General features: G+C 46.9%; 15 protein-coding genes. All 15 read right to left on the bottom strand.

Annotated features, from left to right (window positions below):
- Position 1 precedes the first annotated feature (1 nt).
- Positions 2–3,061 (bottom strand): ComEA family DNA-binding protein, encoded by a 3,060-nt coding sequence (locus STSP1_RS10385; protein WP_085756265.1) that lies wholly within the window; start codon positions 3,059–3,061, stop codon positions 2–4.
- Positions 3,062–3,083: 22 nt separating this feature from the next.
- On the bottom strand, positions 3,084–4,115 hold the full coding sequence (locus STSP1_RS10380) for a hypothetical protein (RefSeq protein ID WP_085756264.1): 1,032 nt from the start codon (positions 4,113–4,115) through the stop codon (positions 3,084–3,086).
- Between the two features lie 4 nt (positions 4,116–4,119).
- Positions 4,120–4,890 (bottom strand): type IV pilus modification PilV family protein, encoded by a 771-nt coding sequence (locus STSP1_RS10375; protein WP_085756263.1) that lies wholly within the window; start codon positions 4,888–4,890, stop codon positions 4,120–4,122.
- Positions 4,890–5,684 carry a hypothetical protein gene (locus STSP1_RS10370; RefSeq protein WP_085756262.1) on the bottom strand — a complete coding sequence of 265 codons (795 nt, stop codon included), beginning with the start codon at positions 5,682–5,684 and terminating at the stop codon, positions 4,890–4,892. Before STSP1_RS10370 ends, STSP1_RS10375 begins: the two co-directional genes overlap by 1 nt.
- Before the next feature lie 52 nt (positions 5,685–5,736).
- A complete protein-coding gene (locus tag STSP1_RS10365) occupies positions 5,737–6,588 on the bottom strand; it encodes a type II secretion system protein (RefSeq protein WP_085756261.1) in 852 nt (283 codons plus the stop codon).
- A gap of 36 nt (positions 6,589–6,624) precedes the next feature.
- Positions 6,625–7,584 carry a prepilin-type N-terminal cleavage/methylation domain-containing protein gene (locus tag STSP1_RS10360; RefSeq protein WP_085756260.1) on the bottom strand — a complete coding sequence of 320 codons (960 nt, stop codon included), beginning with the start codon at positions 7,582–7,584 and terminating at the stop codon, positions 6,625–6,627.
- An 18-nt stretch (positions 7,585–7,602) separates the two neighbouring features.
- Complete coding sequence (locus tag STSP1_RS10355) at positions 7,603–8,220, bottom strand: type II secretion system protein (RefSeq protein WP_085756259.1); 618 nt, start codon at positions 8,218–8,220, stop codon at positions 7,603–7,605.
- A gap of 66 nt (positions 8,221–8,286) precedes the next feature.
- Positions 8,287–9,258, bottom strand: coding sequence for a type II secretion system protein (locus STSP1_RS10350; protein WP_085756258.1), 972 nt, complete (start codon positions 9,256–9,258; stop codon positions 8,287–8,289).
- Between the two features lie 93 nt (positions 9,259–9,351).
- On the bottom strand, positions 9,352–10,605 hold the full coding sequence (locus STSP1_RS10345) for a type II secretion system F family protein (RefSeq protein ID WP_085756257.1): 1,254 nt from the start codon (positions 10,603–10,605) through the stop codon (positions 9,352–9,354).
- Between the two features lie 10 nt (positions 10,606–10,615).
- Positions 10,616–12,364, bottom strand: coding sequence for a GspE/PulE family protein (locus STSP1_RS10340; RefSeq protein WP_085756256.1), 1,749 nt, complete (start codon positions 12,362–12,364; stop codon positions 10,616–10,618).
- A 176-nt stretch (positions 12,365–12,540) separates the two neighbouring features.
- Complete coding sequence (locus tag STSP1_RS10335) at positions 12,541–13,677, bottom strand: type IV pilus twitching motility protein PilT (RefSeq protein ID WP_085756255.1); 1,137 nt, start codon at positions 13,675–13,677, stop codon at positions 12,541–12,543.
- Positions 13,678–13,724: 47 nt separating this feature from the next.
- Positions 13,725–15,437: a GspE/PulE family protein gene (locus STSP1_RS10330; protein WP_085756254.1), complete on the bottom strand. Its 1,713-nt coding sequence runs from the start codon at positions 15,435–15,437 to the stop codon at positions 13,725–13,727.
- Positions 15,438–15,524: 87 nt separating this feature from the next.
- Entirely contained in the window at positions 15,525–16,748 is a 1,224-nt protein-coding gene (locus STSP1_RS10325) for a competence/damage-inducible protein A (protein ID WP_085756253.1), read from the bottom strand.
- A gap of 64 nt (positions 16,749–16,812) precedes the next feature.
- Entirely contained in the window at positions 16,813–17,100 is a 288-nt protein-coding gene (locus STSP1_RS10320) for an HU family DNA-binding protein (RefSeq protein WP_085756252.1), read from the bottom strand.
- Positions 17,101–17,383: 283 nt separating this feature from the next.
- A complete protein-coding gene (locus STSP1_RS10315; protein WP_123807039.1) occupies positions 17,384–17,818 on the bottom strand; it encodes a DUF6941 family protein in 435 nt (144 codons plus the stop codon).
- Positions 17,819–17,968: the final 150 nt, after the last annotated feature.

Below are 17,968 nucleotides of genomic sequence, written 5' to 3'. Positions count from 1 at the left end.
CTCACTGTTCAACATCTTTTATAAATATTTCAGGTTTGTCTGTACTGTCCCAAACACTGCTTCTGTCTATTATGCAAACCTTACGCTTCTGAACGCCTGAAATACCCTCTCTAACCAATATGTACGCCGTAAACACATCACTGCGAACAGTGGTGATATTCGCAAGCCTTTCGAGGATTATATTTCGTTCTTCAAAATCATCCATCACAGAGCCTTCGGTGAGGTCTATGTGGGGATAATCTGAATCTGAAAGCTTCTGGTCGTCTTTGGCGAACTGCTGGAAATCGTAATCAGTCAGGCCGGCATCGTTTGTAACGTTGATGAGCTCATATACTGAGCTGAAGCCTTTTTCTCCTGCCCTGTCATCCCTGCGGCTGGTATTGCCTGCGGAATAATCGGGGGCATCGGATTCGCCAATGCCAACGCCTGTCATATCGCGGTATGCGATTATCGCCTCTGCGAGCTCTTCATCCACCCACGGCAGCGTCATAAGCACTGCTTTGGGGGCGGTGTTTATATTGATTAGGCCGTAGGATACTGTTTCTCGGTACCGGGCAGAATCTTCGTCTTGGTCGTCTATATTGCCGTCGCCGTTGTTGTCTAAGCCGTCGTTTAATGGATCATCTGTTGTGAGTCTTGCGCCGTCATTGTTAATTCCGTCATATGCGGGGGCTGTTTCGTAGTAATTAGTGCCGTCGCTAAATGTGGTTAGAGCAGTGAACGCGTCTGCAAGGGCTGCATAGCGATGGTCTGCAAGGTCGAAGCGGCCGAAGCTGTCGAATATTGATATGCCGTCTGCTCCGAGCGAGCCTGCCCTCTGCTGGTGAGTTTGTATCCCGCCTGCAAATGTCTGAGAATCGTTTGGGTCGTTTTGATTTGTAAAGGAACAAACCGCCGGCGCCATAACAATCTGGGCAGGAGAGAAGATCGGTTCATTTGAGGGTTTGAGCTGCATCTGGATATTATTCAGCTCGCCTGTAAGATCCATCCCAATCAAAGCAAAGGCATTAACCTGAACGAAAGATTCAGGGAGCAGGAGGCCGGTATTCTCGCCGTCTTCATCAACGAGCTGGCCTTCCTTCTTCTGGAACTTCTCTGCATCAGGGGCAACTGGGGTGTTTATCTTAACCTCTGCCCAGTCAACAAGGAGAATATCTCCTGATTCAGGGAAGTCCTTTTTATAAACCTTTACAATATCACCGTTCTGCAGGGAGAGGGCTGGGTAGGAGTAGTAATCGAAGGTATCCTTGAAGATCTCTTCTGCATCCTGCTCATCTGCAAGGTTTGTTACTGCGGCAAACCCTTCTGCGGGGATATCATCAGTTACTACATCTGAAAAATTAAACTCATTAACAACAGATCCGCCTCTGACAACCCGAATTTCATATTCATTTGCAGGGGCCACAACCATACCTCCTTCGTGGTAGAATTCAAGCAGATAGTATGTGCCCGCAGGAACAGTGCCTGCATTTTGCGGGTCTGTATGCTCATAGATACCAACTCCGCTGCAGTGAAGCGTTATATCCTTGAGCTCCTCAGCCCCGTCATAACCGTAGTAAAGGGTTTGGGAAGAGGTTACGTAATGCTCCCTGCCTTCGGTGTCGGAGTCTTGCCAGTCGAGGAGGTTCAGGGCAAACTGATTGCTGAGCTTTGCTGCCGGATACCCCGCTCCGAACTCTTCGTGGGGGTTTTGATTTAATACGCTGAAAACAGCCTGCCTGATATTATCAAACTCGAAATCGGCAACGCCTTCTTCATTTCCGATTTCTTCGGTGAACGCCTTTGCTTTCATATCAGGCGTAATCTGGCGAGATTTGCTCAGGGTCGTAAAGAGATGGCGTCTTTCGGGATTAACGGTTCTCACGCCGCCGCCTGAATCGATCTCGCCTCCTCCGAAAATACCCACATACCAGCTCTCGAGCGCATCAACTCCTGAAACACGGGTGTCAACGCCGTACATCTTGTACATATCGCCCCAGTAGTTGTCATTTGCGGGATTATCCTCGTCTGCTCCAATGGTTGCCGGAAGCAGTGATTCAAAGCGTGATGTAAAACTTGAATTTATGCAGAAGCGGTGCCTCAGCTCAAACTCATCATCAAAGCTGTATGGACGATAGTAGTTAAGTCCGCCTGAAGCGGTGTTTTCGAGCCTTACCGCTGCGTTTTGAGTATAGCCGAACCATCCATCAGGGATTACCGGGCTGCATCTGGAATTGTGGAAATCATCTATATTATCGGCTTCTGGAACAACTGCTGCCGACCAGAAAGGCTCGCCGTAAGTATTGTCATTGGTATTGAGCAGGAAATTCATTCCAACGCATAGCGGAGACTCGCCGGAATATTTATATTCCTCATTCCCGCTAATTCTTTCAATGTCATTATAGTAAGCGGTATTCACGTTGACCATAGCGGAGTTGTCTATAATCCGCACTGCTGCGAAATAGCTCTCCCCTGCTTGCGTTTTCATATTCGGGATTTCAAACCACCTCGCATCGGCCACGCCGTCTCCATCAGCATCTGCGGGGAGCCCCTTTATGTCTTCCGCTGTAAGCTCATCGTATTCTCCTTTGCCGGGAATGAATTTGTAAAACTCCTGATAGTCCGGGATATTTTTCTCATCTCCGGGAGGGTCAACATTAAAATCGTGAAAATCTTGCTGAGAAGCCCCGCCGAATTCTGCGAAGCTCAGCTTGCTTATCTGCCGCCATTTTACAACGTCTCTGCCGGACTCGTTTTGATACTCCGCAGTATCGCCGGCGCCGCTTAGGTCTTGGCCGGAATAATACGGCTCAAGGCTTGCAAGCCACGGGTCGGCGGCGCTCGGATAATCAAACGGTTCGCTTGAAGCTGAGCAGTCCTGAGCGATCTCATCTGAGATAAGCTCAACCAGCACATTCGAGGCGGTTTCAGTGTAGCTGTCTTTTTTCTCTGCTGTGAGCTTTAGATTGCTAATCCTCGCAACAGAGAGCATTGTAAGGCCTACAGCTGCAAGAACTGCCATAAGAACCAGCACAATAATCATCGCTGAGGCTTTTTTATTTTCTTTGCGATAGCTCATCATATCACTCACTTAATCAAGGCAATCAGTCTAAATAAACTGTCTGGCTGAATGTTTTCACGTTTCCTGATTCGTCCGATTCGTTTTCAAATGCAAACCGGAACCTGACGGCTCTCGGCTCCATGCCGGCTTCTATTGGAGCAGATTGAGCGGAATTGCCGCTGAGCTCTGTTCGCTCGAGCTCCCCATCGCCCGGTGCGTACCAACCTTCGCCTGTAAAATCGATATCAGGCATATTTAAGTAAACGCCGAATTCACCGCCCATCAAATCGAAATCCGAATCATTTCCGGAATGGGAGGTGTATGGGTCTGAATCGGGGAACCACCTTGTTATATACGGCTCGCTGCCGTCTGCGAGGCGGTCTTTCTCTGCTCCGAGGCCTATTTGGATCTCGAAGCTCTTTACGCCGTCGAAAAGAAGGATCGGCCAGAATTTACTGTTCCACTCTGAATCCGCCATCTCAGGCGAAAACAATTCAGTATTAAAATCACGCAGATATCCGAGGAACGCCAATACATTAAAGTCATTCTGCAGAAGCGAACGCCAGCGAAGAAGGGCAATACTGTCGTAGCCCTTTTTATGGCTGTCAAAAAGGCTCTGGGGTGCTATCATCGGCCCGTTTATTGTAGGAAACGGGTCTGCGTTAGTATGCCCGAGGTCGTATTGATACTGATCGATTATGTTTACCTGCCGGATAAGCTTATTATTCGCTGCATCTATCGAATAAAGAATCCTCGCAGACGAGCCTTCTATCTCCTCAGCCTCGGCAAGCGGGTTTGCATATCCGCTGAAGCCTGCGGCAGAGAAGAACTGCATTCGGGCATTCCCGTTTTCACTGAACCACACGGCAAACGGGGCATCTTTTATCAGAGCTTCAAGGTCGTTTGATAAAACGTCTTTAGAAACGCTGAGTCTGTCCATAACAGAATTCACGTGCGAGGAGGCCTTCTGAGCTCTCGCCGCCTCGTGAAACACCGCTGCCCCCGTGGCAAGAATAATAACCACCAGAGCCGCTGATATAAGCATTTCAACAATTGTCATTGCTTTTCTGTTCATATTCTCAGCTTTCAAAATTCAAAACTGTTTCGTAAACGCTTATAGCGGGCGAACGCATACCGCCGTTCGCTGCGGGAGGAACTGTCCAGATACTGGTAATATCTTCCCTCTCGGAATCTCCAAGGAACTCATCTATCCTTAGATAAACATCTGAGCCTTCCGTGAAGATTTCTTCTATCTCATAATCATTTCCTGTGTTATCGGCTATAATAATGGCCTCTTTCACCAAAAAATCTCTCCAAGAAGGGTCAGTTTCTCCGGCAAAGGCATTATCGAGCTTCAGAAGATTGCCCGGCCTTGAGTCGTCTATATCCTTATCAAGAGCAAGGGCAACGAGGTTCGGATAATCTGAGAAGTCATCCGTATTTTGAGAGAATTTGTTATCATTAGTTCTGTAGAGGCTGTTTTCAAATATCTTCCTGCACGGAACGATTATAAGCCTCCTTGCATGACCGCTTGGCGGACTCAGAAGCGCAGCTATAAGATACTCGCTTCTGCCTTCTTCATCTTTTACCCTGTATTCGAAAATATCCTCGCTTAGATTACTGAATACATCTCCAAAATCAGCAGCAGTTGACTGCTTAGCGAGGATCTGCATATCCGCCTTAAATTTATCAGCGGCGAGCGAGCCGACAGTTTTCTCGGCATTCTTTGCGGTAAGCGAGATTCCGAGCGGGAAAACGCTTGCAACAAGAGACATACCTATCACAAAGATACCCATAGACATGAGAACCTCAGTGAGAGTGAATGCCTTTTTGTTTGTTCTTTTGCTCATCAGTTCACCGCTTCTGTTTTAAGAAGGCCGCCTGTCCATGCGTTGATCCGGTATTTAGGCAGCTGGAACAAGAAACCGCCCTTGTTTTCAGCCTTCTGGTAGTCGAGATTTTTGAAAACAGTTATTCTGCTCAGCCTGCTTTCTTCGCCGCCGTAGCCGTTTGCTGCGCTGTCATCTGCGCTGAGAAGTATCTTTGATTCCTGCAAATTGCCCTGATTGGAATAATCGTCGTAACCTGCGAAGAGAATATCTTCTCGGTCTGTCTTTCGGTAATCAGGGAAGATACGCACCTTTCTGACAACCGCTTTGCCCGCTGGGCTGAAGCAAACAGTGAAGGTGGTAGTATCGTTCAGGTTCTTGGGTTCAACTGGATTTGCAAGCGGAACACTACCGTATATCGTTTCGTTTGAATAATTGCTTCTTTTGCGCATATCGCAGATTGAATAACCTGCTGGGAGCTCTACGGGCTTCCTGCCCGGAACGGGCTCGAAGGCATACTGCCTGCTTGAGTGCATACCTTCAATATCGCCTATAAACTGCACGAAAACCATATACTGGCTCCCGTCTATGCCCCGCTGGAACCGCACGCCGACAGGCCTTCCCTCGCTGACTGCACGCGCACGGGCATTTGCAAGGGCAGATTCAACCGTATTAACAACGATACCCTCGGAGATGAAGGAATCCTTGAGTGCGGCTGCCGGCGGGATTGCCAGAAATGCCAAAACGAGCATCAATGACAGAACCACCAGGAGCTCAACGATTGTATAGGCTTTTTTGTTCAAATTTATATCCATCTGCGGCCTCTGCTTCTCAAGCTAAAACCAAGCGCACCAGCCGCTTTAGTTTCTACTGATTTTGGCTGAAATTCGTTATATCGTCTTCCGTCCCGAATTTCCCGTCTTTGCCCGCTGTAATGAGAAGGAAAGACTGCGGGCGGTATGGTACGATTTTACTGTCATCCGCTGAAGAGATAGACTCATTCTTAATGTACTGACTGAACACTTCCTGATTGCTGATAGCCCCGTCCGGGTCTTCCCAAGGGTGTTCAAGGCCATTAAAGAACTGAGAGTAATTTGAGTTGTCCGTATCAAAAGGCACATTGCTGTCGCTCACATCATAAACGCTGGCAGCGCCTGATGCTCGCTGGAGCTTGTTGTTTGTATTAGCCCTGTAGTACAAAACGGGCATACCGTATTCGGCGGAGTCTCTCTTGAATACGTCTGCGATATAGTATCCGCCTTCCGCTAAATCCAGAGCGTCTTGGGTATTGCCTGATTCAACTGGGTTTATCTTATCCGGCTCAATGTATGGCCCGGAGCGGGAGTCCAGATTTAGCACATTCCCGTCATCGTCTGCATAGAGGTTATTATCATCATCTCTATCGAATTGAGGGAGCGCATCAGCGTTCAAGCCTAGCATATCATAGCCGAGAAGGGCTTCTGAGAGCTTCTGGCTGCCGTAATAAGCTTCGCCGTCTCTGTCATTATTACCAGAATCGGGGTACTGGCCGAAATCGTTGCTGAAGGTTTCAAGGGCAACTGAGATTGTTGTTAGCTGGGATGTCTGCCTTACCTTCTGGCCTACATTTGCCACCTGATTCAGAGCAGGAATCAGCAGCACCAGCAAAACAGCAATTATTGATATCACCGTTAGAAGCTCAGCGAGCGTGAAAGCCTTTGTTTTATTTATCTTTTTCATATTTCAATCCTCTAAAGAAAAGCCTTGCTTTAAGCCTTAATTATCAAAATTCGTGATATCATCATCGGTACCGAAAGCACCGTCATAGCCGGCAGAAATTATTATGTATGTATCTTTTCGGACAGGCATATCATAAGAACCGACCTTTCGGCTTGTAATAAACTCGTAGAATTCCTGCTTGCCGTCTTTGCCGTTTCCGTCTGCATCACCTTCTGCGAATCTGTGGGGCTCTTCGGGGTTCTTGAGGTTTTCCATTTCGAAAAAGCCGATATTGTCGTAGTAGTTGTAAACCGAATAGCTGCACGCCTCTTCGTCCATGCTCGTCCAGCTTGTGTTTTCACCCGGGCGGAAATATTTTGCGGAAGGATTAGACCTGAAATAAAGAACAGGTGTTCCGGCCTGAACGACCGAGCCGCTCTCCAGCTCCACACGCTTCATATTGTAGTTATCGCTGATTACGGGAGCTCGCAGATATCCATTGCTGATGCTGTGAGAATCTGCGTTATACTGACAGTAGATTCCGCCGTCTGCGTAATCATCGTAAAGCTGGCTTGGCTCTACAACGTTTATGCTCTCTCTGTCTATATTCAGGTACGGGCCTACCCTGTTGTTCCGGCTCTTTTCCTCTTCAACATCGTAGTATGTGGGCTCGTTATCAATTCTTTTCTGCTCTCTTGAGGCAACGTAGAAGCCGGAATCCTCATCAACACCTGCAAGGTCTCTGCCTACAAGCCCCTCAGCAAGCTGCTGGGCTCCGTAAACATAACTCCCGCCCAGAGGCATACGCGTGGAATCGGGGAAAAAGCCGAATTCCTTTTCGAAAAGCTCCAGCCCCACTCCCATAGAATGAATATTTGCGGCCTGCTGCATATTCTTGGATACAATCCGCACCCTTCCAGCAGCCACTCCAATCACAGACATCAGCATGGCGATAATTGAAATCACCACGAGAAGCTCAATGATTGTAAAACCTTTATTTTTCTCAGGAGCTTTCATTTGAAACCTTCCATAAAATCATAAATTACTTATATCATCTTCGGTATTGAACTCACCGTCCGGCCCCGCTGAGACAATCCTCGGGAACGTCCATCCAGCTTTGTAATAATACCTAAGCTCATTGCCCCAGGAGTCTATTATCCTCGGGAGTATATATTCCCTGCCGGAATAAACCGCCTTGATCGTTTCACCCGAGAATTTCGCTGTGAGCATATCAGAGGAAATCCTTTCGAGAAACTCCTCCGAATCGGGACATCTTGAAAGCACAAAATACAGCGCTTCCGAGCCGGCAAAACCGTTATGATCGGTTGGATCGGGCAAAAGATCAACCGCATCGCCGTCAGGGGTCGGATTTCCCGAAATTTCGGCCTCAATAATCTCTTTGAGGTCTTCTGGCCCTGTAAGCTTAATATTCCCTGAATCATCTACTGTTGCAAAAGGGGCTTCGCCTCGTGCATTCTGATAACGCTCAACCGCATCGGCAAGAACCGTTACAAGTGCTTTGGTATCCTTAAGCTTAAACTGATTCTTCACTTTGACAGAAAACGGCACCGCCACGCCTGCAATGATAAGCAGAACCGCTGATACAATCAGCAGCTCAACAATCGTAAAAGCTTTTTGTTTGCGTGGGCGCATAAGACATTCCTTTCCTGCAGTGAGCCGGCCGCAGGGAGCGGCCGGGCTTATTAAATCAAAACAGGATTATTCTTTTTCGTTGTCAAAGTTTGTAAGGTCGTCAGCAGTTCCGTAGAGCCCGTCTTTTCCGGCAGACCAGAGGATGTATGAATTTGCTCTGTACGGTCTTTTGATTGAATCAACCTTCTCGTTGAGGATGAGATCCTCAAGCTTATCTTCGCTGTATGTTTCGTCTGCTTCGTAGATAAATGGATGATCCTCATTCTGTGAACCGGGAACGCCTTCATCTATAAGTGCATAGTTGTCGATAGAATAGTAGATGTCGTCCTGATATTCATCGAGGTCGTCTTGGTCGTTCTCGTCGTGCTCGTAGTCCTGACGGCTAAACTGGGTTCTTGCCTTGAAATACAGAATAGGCATACCGGTTTTCAGCCCGCTGGCTCTTCTTGTCTTTGCATAGATATCGCAGAGAACCAGAGAATCAGCAGAAAAGTTAGTTGTATTTTCGTAAACATCGCTCATCTGGAAAGCGTTGGCGTTTTCAAGATCGAGATACGGGCCTGTTCTTGCATCAAGATTTTCTTCTGCTGTCTGCCAGTCCGCAGTGTCTGTTTCTGCACTGTAAACCTCTTCAAGCCCTCTTGAGCCGTCATCATATCTTACGCAGGCTTCTCCATCGCTCCAGAAACCTGATGATGGATGGAAGCCAAGCATATCTAAGCCCATCATAGCCTCAGCAAGCTTATTAGCACCAACATAATGATTTGTGTCTTCCTGCGAGCTCCCTTGGCAGGTTCTCTCAGGAGTGAGGTCGGTATTGTCTTCATTGATGTTGTCGTATGAATCCGGCATCTCGCCGAAGTCCGACTGGAAAAGCTCAATGCCCACTTCAATGCTGTGGAACTGAGCCTTCTGCTGGATTACCTTGGAATAGTCGCGCACCTGCTGAAGTGCCGGAAGAAGCAGACTGATGAGAATCACAATGATCCCCATAACGGTAAGCATCTCCACGATTGTGAAACCTTTAGACCTTTTCATAATTCCTGTCCTTTCGATATTACTTTTTTTAACAAGCCCGGCTTTACTGGCCGGCCGGCAAACGGCAATTCAAATTCATTATAATTTTTAAGATTATCCCATAAGAGCTGTAATGATAGTTACAATCGGCAGGAACATAGCGAGAACGATTGTTCCCACGATAAGACCGAGACCTACAATCATCAAAGGCTCAATAAGAGACATCAACGAACCTACAAGCACATCCACGTCTTCGTCGAAGTTGTCTGCAACCTTGTAGAGCATTTTATCGAGATCGCCAGTTTCCTCGCCCACATCAATCATATTGACAACGAGCGGGTCAACGGCTTTAGTTTTTCTAAGCGGATTGGCAAATGTATCACCCTGCCTGATGGCCACATGCACCTTATCAAGCACTCCTGCATAGACTTCGTTGTTAGCAGTGTCCCTCGTAATATTTATCGCATCGAGAATCGGAACACCTGCACTGATAAGCGTACCAAGCGTTCTCGTCCAGCGTGCAACACATATCTTGTATGAAAGAACGCCCACAACGGGGAGTCTGAGCTTTATCTTATCGAGAATCAGCCTTCCATACCTAAATTTTCGTACAAACTTGAGGAAAATCTTGAATGCTATCGGAAAGGCTACAACATAAACCCAGCCGTACTGATTTGAGATCCAGTCGCTCAAGTCCATAAGAGCGAGCGTGATTGCGGGCAGTTCGGCCTTTCCGTCAGTCATATCTACAAGCACCTCAGCAAACTGAGGAACAATAAATTTCATCAAACCAAGAAGGATTATAATTGCAATCGCAAGAACTACCGTAGGATAAGTAAGAGCACTTTTCACCCTTGATTTGAGCTTTTCGGCTGATTCATAGAAATCTGCAACACGATTGAGAATTACATCGAGAACACCGCCGAGCTCGCCGGCAGCAATCATATTTACAAAAAGGGTGTCGAAGCATTTGTTGTATTTCGCCATTGATTCAGAAAGGCTCAAACCGCCTTCAATATCCTCAGACATAGCAGCAATGATCTTCTTGAGCGGCTTACCCTTCTTCTGCTGCTCTTCAAGAATCTGAAGAGAACGCAAAACCGAAAGACCTGCGTCCTGAAGCGTACTGAGCTGCCTTGCGAACTGCGTAACGGCTTTTGTGCCGACCTTTTTATTAACACCGAACCGGCCTCTTCGCCTGCTGGTATCAACTTTAACCTTCTTTGCCCCGCCTTTGGCCTTTACCTTGGTGGGGTAATTGCCCTGATTGCGGATCTTGCTCCCGGCTTCCTTGCTGTTGAGGGCTTCAATCTCGGCCTTGAATTCCTTGCCGTTGGCATCAAGCGCTGTATATTCAAAAACTGGCATTTCTCACTCCTTACTCTTCATCAGCTATAGTCTCTTTGACAACTTCTTCAATGGTCGTAAGGCCATCGTATATTGCCCTGAGCCCGCTTTCTCTAAGTAATCTCATACCGCCTTTTCTTGCAGCGTTCCTGAGAACGGCAGTGGAGGCGTCGTTCATAATCAAATCACGAATTTCATCGTTAAAGGCCATAATTTCAAAAATGCCGAGCCTGCCTTTATAGCCGGTGTTGTTGCAGACATCGCAGCCCCTGCCCCTGTAAAACTTTTTGCCCTTTACATCCGACGGTGTGAGGCCGAGTTCCATAAGCTCTTCTTCTGCAGGCTCATATTCCCTTTTGCAGTTCTGGCATACACGCCTTACAAGACGCTGGGCTACAATTGCCTCTACAGTTGCAGTAACGAGGAATTTCTCAAGGCCGAGGTCTAAAAGACGTGCTACAGCACTCGGGGCGTCGTTTGTGTGAACCGTGGTTAAAACGAGGTGTCCTGTGAGGGCGGCCTCTGCAGAGATCTGGGCTGTCTGGAAATCTCGAATCTCACCAACCATTATCACATCGGGGTCCTGCCTTAATATTGACCTCAGACAGGCGGGGAATGTAAGGCCGATATCCGTTCTTATCTGAACCTGATGAAGCCCTTCAACGTCGTATTCCACAGGATCTTCAGTTGTTATTACTTTTCTTTCAATGCTGTTGAGCTCTTTGAGACCTGCGTAAAGGGTGGTTGTTTTTCCGGAGCCGGTTGGGCCGGTAACGATAATAATCCCGTTCGGCCTCCCGATAACCTGCTCCATAAGATCAACTTCTCTCGGCCCGAGGCCAAGTTCGCTCATTGTAAGCTCAATCTGAGAGCGGTCTAATACACGCAGAACTACACTCTCGCCGAATACGGTGGGCAGAATGCTCACACGCATATCCACCTGTCTGTTGTTGAGAGTAAGCGAGATACGTCCGTCCTGCGGAAGCCTTCTTTCGGAAATATCCAGATCCGCCATAACCTTAACCCTCGAACTGAGAGCTACAGCAATATGTTTCGGCGGCGGAACCATCTCGTAGAGAACACCGTCTATACGGTATCGCATACGGTAGCTCTCTTCAAACGGCTCGAAGTGGATATCGGAGGCCTTGTCGTTTATAGCCTGAATCAAAACAAGATTCAAAAGCTTCTTAACAGAGCTGGATTCTGCGAGCTCGGAGATTTCATCGAGGTCGATACTCTCATCGCGGCCTTCCATACTTGTAAGGAAGGAATCTTTTTCGATTTCTCCGATAATTTCGTTGATGTTGCCCTTGTCTTTAGAGTAGTATCTATCCAGCACCTGATCAAGTGAGTTTTTCGATGTTACCACAGCCTTGACATTATACCCCATCAAACTTTTGAGCTCATCTGTAGCCCTGAAATTGTTCGGGTCGTCTATTGCTATGGTGAGAAGATTGTCAGACTTGCTGAAATCCACAGGCACGATCCTGTATGAAGTTGCCATTTGCTGGGGAATCGTGCTTGCCACCTCATCGCTGAGCTCCATACCTTCGATCTCGGTGTACTCCATCCCCCGCTGCGCTGCCAATGCTACATTGAGCTGCTGCTCGGTGATGTGCCCCTGAGATATCAGGATCTGCCCAAGCTTTTGTCCCGCCATCTCGGACTTCTGCAGCTTGATACATTCATGCAGAACATTCCTTGTAAGGATGCCCTTTTTGATAAGGACCCTTCCAAGGTATCTTCCCCTGAGTTGATCTAATGGGACTTCTTTAGCCATAATTAGCTTTCTCCGTCTTCTTTATGAAACTCGAGCATAATTGAAGCTCTAACATTAATATAACACTGAAAAACGGTATTACAAGCAATAAAAAGGCTGGACACTTAGTAAATGAAACAGCCTTTTTGTAATTTTCCCATATTTCAGTTTTTGATAAGACCAAAAAAAGGAATCTATCAGGTCTGTCCAAGAGCCTGCATCTCTCCGATAATCGGCCCCATTTTTGCGTGGTCGGGGTCTTTCGGGAAGTTTTCCCTTGCCTTCTTGAGCATCTCTGCGGGATTTCTGGATTTGTCAACCAGCTCCATAAGGGAAATCTGCCCCTTCTGATAGAGCTCCCAGAGGTGGTCATCAAGGAGCCTCATCCCCAGATTTCGGCAGGTCTGAATGGTTGACTCAATCCTGTAAGTCTTGTTTTCCCTGATAAGGTTTGAAATAGCAGGGGTAACAAGCATAAACTCGTATGCAGCTACCCTGCCCTTTGCATTTTTAACCGGACAGAGCGTCTGAGAGAGCACAGCAATAAGGTTCGTACTAAGCTGCACCCTGATCATTTCCTGTTGATTTGTAGGGAATGCGTCGATAATCCTGTTTACTGTTCCCTGACAACCTGTCGTATGGAGTGTTCCAAATACCAAGTGTCCAGTCTCCGCTGCACTGATAGCAGCCTCTATAGTATCAAGGTCTCGAAGCTCACCCACAAGAATAACATCTGGGTCCTGCCTGAGCGACCTCTTCAGTGCTTCGGCAAACGTTGGAACATCAAGCCCAACCTCACGCTGATTTATAACCGCCCTTTTGTGGTCATGATAATATTCAATCGGCTCTTCAACAGTAATGATATGTGTATCAAGATTTTCATTGATGTAATTGATCATACTGGCGAGCGTTGTCGTTTTACCTGAACCTGTAGGGCCGGTAACGAGGAAAAGACCTCTCGGACGCCTGCAAAGGCTGGCCGTAGGACCGGGAAGACCGATCTGATCAAAGGACAAAAACTTTGAGGGAATAAGACGAAGAACCATCGAGATATTGCTCTTCTGTCTGAACACAGCAACACGAAAACGCCCGTAATCACCGAAAGCGAAACCAAAATCGCAGCTTCCGTCTTCCTGAAGCTGCTGCTGGTTTTTCTCCGGTGTGATACTTTTCATAAGCGCTGTAGTGTCTTCGGAATCTAACACTTTTGTGTCCAATGATTTGAGAGAGCCGCTTATACGGAGTGTCGGCGGACGGCCTACCACAATATGTATATCTGAGCCCCCCATCCTGATACAAGCGTCAAGTAACCTGTCAATTTGTATAGTTGCCATTTACGTAAGTCCTGTAATTATATAATGATACTAAAATAAATTCTTTATTATTCTATCACAATCTCATCGCTCTGAGCCACTCTTGCAACCTCTTCAGGAGTTGTGTAGCCGGCGAAAATCTTATTTATACCGTCTTCCACCAGCGGCCTCATTCCGCTTGAAAGCGCAGCTTTTCGAAGTTCCTGAGTCGGAGCGCAGGCAAATGCGAGTTCTCGAAGCTCGGTATTCATCTCAAGGAGCTCGAAAATTGCCATACGTCCCTTATAACCAGTTCCGTTGCACCTGCTGCACCCCTGTCCCTTGTATATTGGCTTATCTGCAAGGTCTTCCTTTTTGAGGTTCAATGCACGCAGATATCTTGTATCTGGTTCTTCATCAATCTCCTTGCATTCAGAGCAGATCCTCCTTACGAGTCTCTGAGCCATAATAGCCTGAATTGAACTCGCTACGAGGAAAGGCTTAACGCCCATATCAATCAAACGTGCTACAGCACTTGAGGCGTCGTTTGTATGCAGCGTACTGAAAACAAGGTGTCCTGTGAGAGCTGCCTGAATAGCGATATCTGCCACCTCACCATCTCGAATCTCACCAACCAGAATCACATTCGGCGACTGCCTAAGCATAGACCGCAGGATAGTGGAAAAATCAAGTTTGATTTCAGTATTAACCTGACACTGATTTATCCCCCCTACCATATACTCAACGGGGTCTTCAGCAGTAATAATCTTCTTATCCGGACGATTAAGCTCTTTGAGGGCGGAGTAGAGGGTTGTTGTTTTACCTGAACCTGTAGGCCCTGTAACAAGGAAGATGCCGTTTGGACGTTTGATGATTCTTTCAAACCTGCTGTAAAGCTCGTTGTCGAAGCCGAGAGCCTGAATACCAATATTGACATTGTCCGGACGCAGAATACGAAGCACAATGCTGGGGCCGTGGTAACCGGGAAGGCAGGACACACGAAAATCGATCTGAGTGCCTTTGTATTCCCTCTTAATACGGCCGTCCTGAGGTATTCTTCTTTCAGCAATATCCATATTGGATAGGATCTTAAAGCGGGCGATGAGAGGATTCTGCATATTCTTGGGCACATCGCTTCTCTCTATGCACACGCCGTCGATTCTGTAGCGAACTCGCACCCTTGATGCCATCGATTCAATATGGATATCCGAAGCACCCATATTAACCGCCTCATCAATAATCAGGTTTGCAAGCTTAATCACAGGCCCGTCATCGTCGGCCTGTGCAGCATTCCCTGCAATCTTGATTGTGCTCTCGATCGTTTCACCCTCTTCGAAGAGGTCTTCGGTAGCCTTATCGATGCTGTCTCGAATTACATCTGTAGCCTTATTGATGTATTCGCGTATTCGAGTGGGACTGCCTACATAGCATTCGAGGTCTTTATTAAATTTGAAGCGGAGGGTATCGAGAGCCTCGAGGTTTCGAGGGTCTGAGATGATTATTTTCATCTTCCCGTTTTCTTCGCCGAACGGGATTGCCTGTAGTGATTTTACGATATCCTTGGGGAGATAAGTCTCTACGTTTTCAGGGAGCCTGATCTGATCGAAATCGGCGTATTTCATTCCTGCCTGCTTGGCAAGCGCCGAGGCCACATCATCCTCGGTTACCGCGCCCATTTCCACAAGCACCTCACCTGTAAGCCGGTCTGACTTCTGAGCAGTTTTCACTGCTTTCGCCAGAGGCAGCTTTTCAACGAGGTTTCTCCCGTAAAGAATTTCTCCAATTCTTTTTTTCTTAGCCATTGGATTTAAGCCTGAATTGAATCGTTAACAAAATTAAAGCCTGCATTTTTGGAATTATATAAAGGCTTTGTTTTTAGTCAAACAAAGCTATAAAAATTCTCTGCGGAGAACGTCGAGTGCTGTAAGGGCTGTTCTAAGCCTGCATGCTTTTCTCCCTCCAGGGTAGAATAGCCTCCTTACAACAGATTTTTCTTTAGAAGCAACGCAGATATATACCGTCCCAACCGGTTTTTGTTCACTCCCGCCTGATGGGCCTGCAATCCCTGAAACAGATATAGAAAAATCTGCCTCTGAGATTTTCAGTGCATTTTCCGCCATCTCACTAACAGTCTGCTCGCTCACCGCTCCATATTGTTTTAGTGTTTCCGAGAGGACACCGAGCTGACGGGACTTTGCCTCATTGGAATAGGTAATCCAGCCGTTTTGAAAATAGGCGCTTGAACCGGAGATATCAGTGAGCAGCTTTGCAATCAGGCCGCCTGTGCAGGATTCTGCGGTGGTTACAATTTTGCGAGAATCAAGCAGCTTGCGGGCAACAGCTTCGGGAAGGCTTATATCCTCATCCGCATAAACGCACTCACCCAATAGAGATTTTGCCTTATCAACTGAAAGATGGAGCAATTTTTCAGGATCCTCACGGCCGGCCCTTGCCAAAAACGAAAGGGTTATAACGTATTCTTTTACCGTGCAGTTGATTTCCGGGTTGGAGCCTCTGTTCATCATATCTCCGAGCAGCTCTGCTGCGCTTGATTCGCCGAGCCCGAAAACCTTGAGCGTTTTTCTAAAAGCAAAGGCTTTACCCGAAATCTCAGGGGCGATATGCTCTTCGAACATCGCCTTCATCTCAGAAGGCACGCCCGGAAGCGAATATAGGACAAATGAATCGGAGGTGATTTTTATACCCGGGGCAGTTCCTTGATTATTTAAAAGCGGCTCACTGCCTTCGGGAATATATGCCTGCACTGAGTTTACCCTGCTCATCGTGCGGCCGCGTTTTTGGAAATATTCTGCAATGCGGGCATAGAGGTCATCCCTGTAAACCAGCGGTTCGCCTGCGAATAGCGAGAGGGCTTCACGCGTGATATCATCTTTGGTTGGACCTAAGCCTCCAGTGATTATGCAAACATCGGAAAACTCAGAGGCATATTTAAGAGCCTTCGCCACACACTGCTGTTCATCAGGAAGTTTGATTGAAAGTGAGAGCTCAAAGCTCAGGTCTATAAGCTTAGACTTAAGCCATTCGGCGTTGCTGTCATAACAGCTGCCGTTAATGAGTTCGTTTCCTACAGATATTAACGCCGCTTTTTTCATAAAAATAAAAAAAGCCCCGCGGCCGAAAGGCCGTCGAAGCCTTATAATCTAAACTAAAAGCCTTTTAATCGCCGGAAACCTTATTTTTCATCATTCTTCCGGGCTTAAATTTCACTGTCCTCTTTGAAGGCACCTGAACTTTCTCAAGAGTTTTGGGGTTCTGGGCTACCCTCTGAGCTCTCTTTTTTGTTTCAAACACTCCGAAATCACGGAACTCAAGCCTGTTGCCCTGTTCGAGCTCTTCAACAATTTCGTCAAGGAATGCCTGTACTACAACCTTGACCGCAACTCTTTTCTCGCCAGTCTGTTCTGCTATTCTGTCAATCAACTCTTTTTTGGTGACGGTATCCATTAGACCCTCTTCAGTAATGTATGATCTTAAAATCAGCCATCTTTTCTTCTACAAAGCCAAACGCGGCAAATAACTATAACGCAAAGACTTCCAGTCGGCAAGTAAAAAACCTTAACTTTTAAGCCTGCTTTTAATTTTTATTGTTAATTAAGATTGTGTTAATCAAAATATACCGTTAAAAACTCCCCTTTCAGAGAGCAAACAAGCTAAGCATACATCTTACCGCGGCTGCCCATAAAAGCCATAATCACTCTGAATTCACAAACCTTCAATGGTCTTAGAATTAAAAACTCACGCCGCCGTCTGCATCTTTCTGAGGCGGCTTCTCAACCTTCCGGCAGACAATCCTCCTCTCGCCGAGCATAGTGCCGTTGGCGTAAATCTGGAAGCGGTATTCGCCGGGCTCAGGGAAAACTACGCCCTGCATTTTGAGGGCGAGGGTGAGTATGTGTCTTACATCGCGAAATTCGACAGTCTTTTTCTGGTTGAACAGGATTTTGTCGTCTTCTTCCAAATCAACCAGCACTATCTCAATTTCCGTCTGCCCATGGCCATTTGTAAGCTCGCAGAAAAAAACGAGCTCGGAATGACGCAAGGGAAAGTTCACAGAATTCACTACCTGCACAATATTTATAATGCTCGGCATTCCGGATATCCGGTCAAAAATCACCCTGTCGCAGGTAATCGCTGAGAGCATGACTGGAGGTACTTCCGACATTATCAATCCATCCTTTTAAAGTAAAAAATCTGGGAAAGAAAACCTTAGAAATCGAAGGTATTCTAACATAAAGCCGCTGATTAACAAGTCAATAATACCCGATTAAAAACAGGCCTAAGCAATTTGCTGCTCAGTTTTTATTAACCTATA

The sequence above is a fragment of the Sedimentisphaera salicampi genome (assembly GCF_002117005.1).
In the GTDB taxonomy this organism is placed as follows: Bacteria; Planctomycetota; Phycisphaerae; order Sedimentisphaerales; family Sedimentisphaeraceae; genus Sedimentisphaera; species Sedimentisphaera salicampi.
Note: the sequence above shows the minus strand (reverse complement) of the source record. Positions and strands in the feature narration are given on the sequence as shown.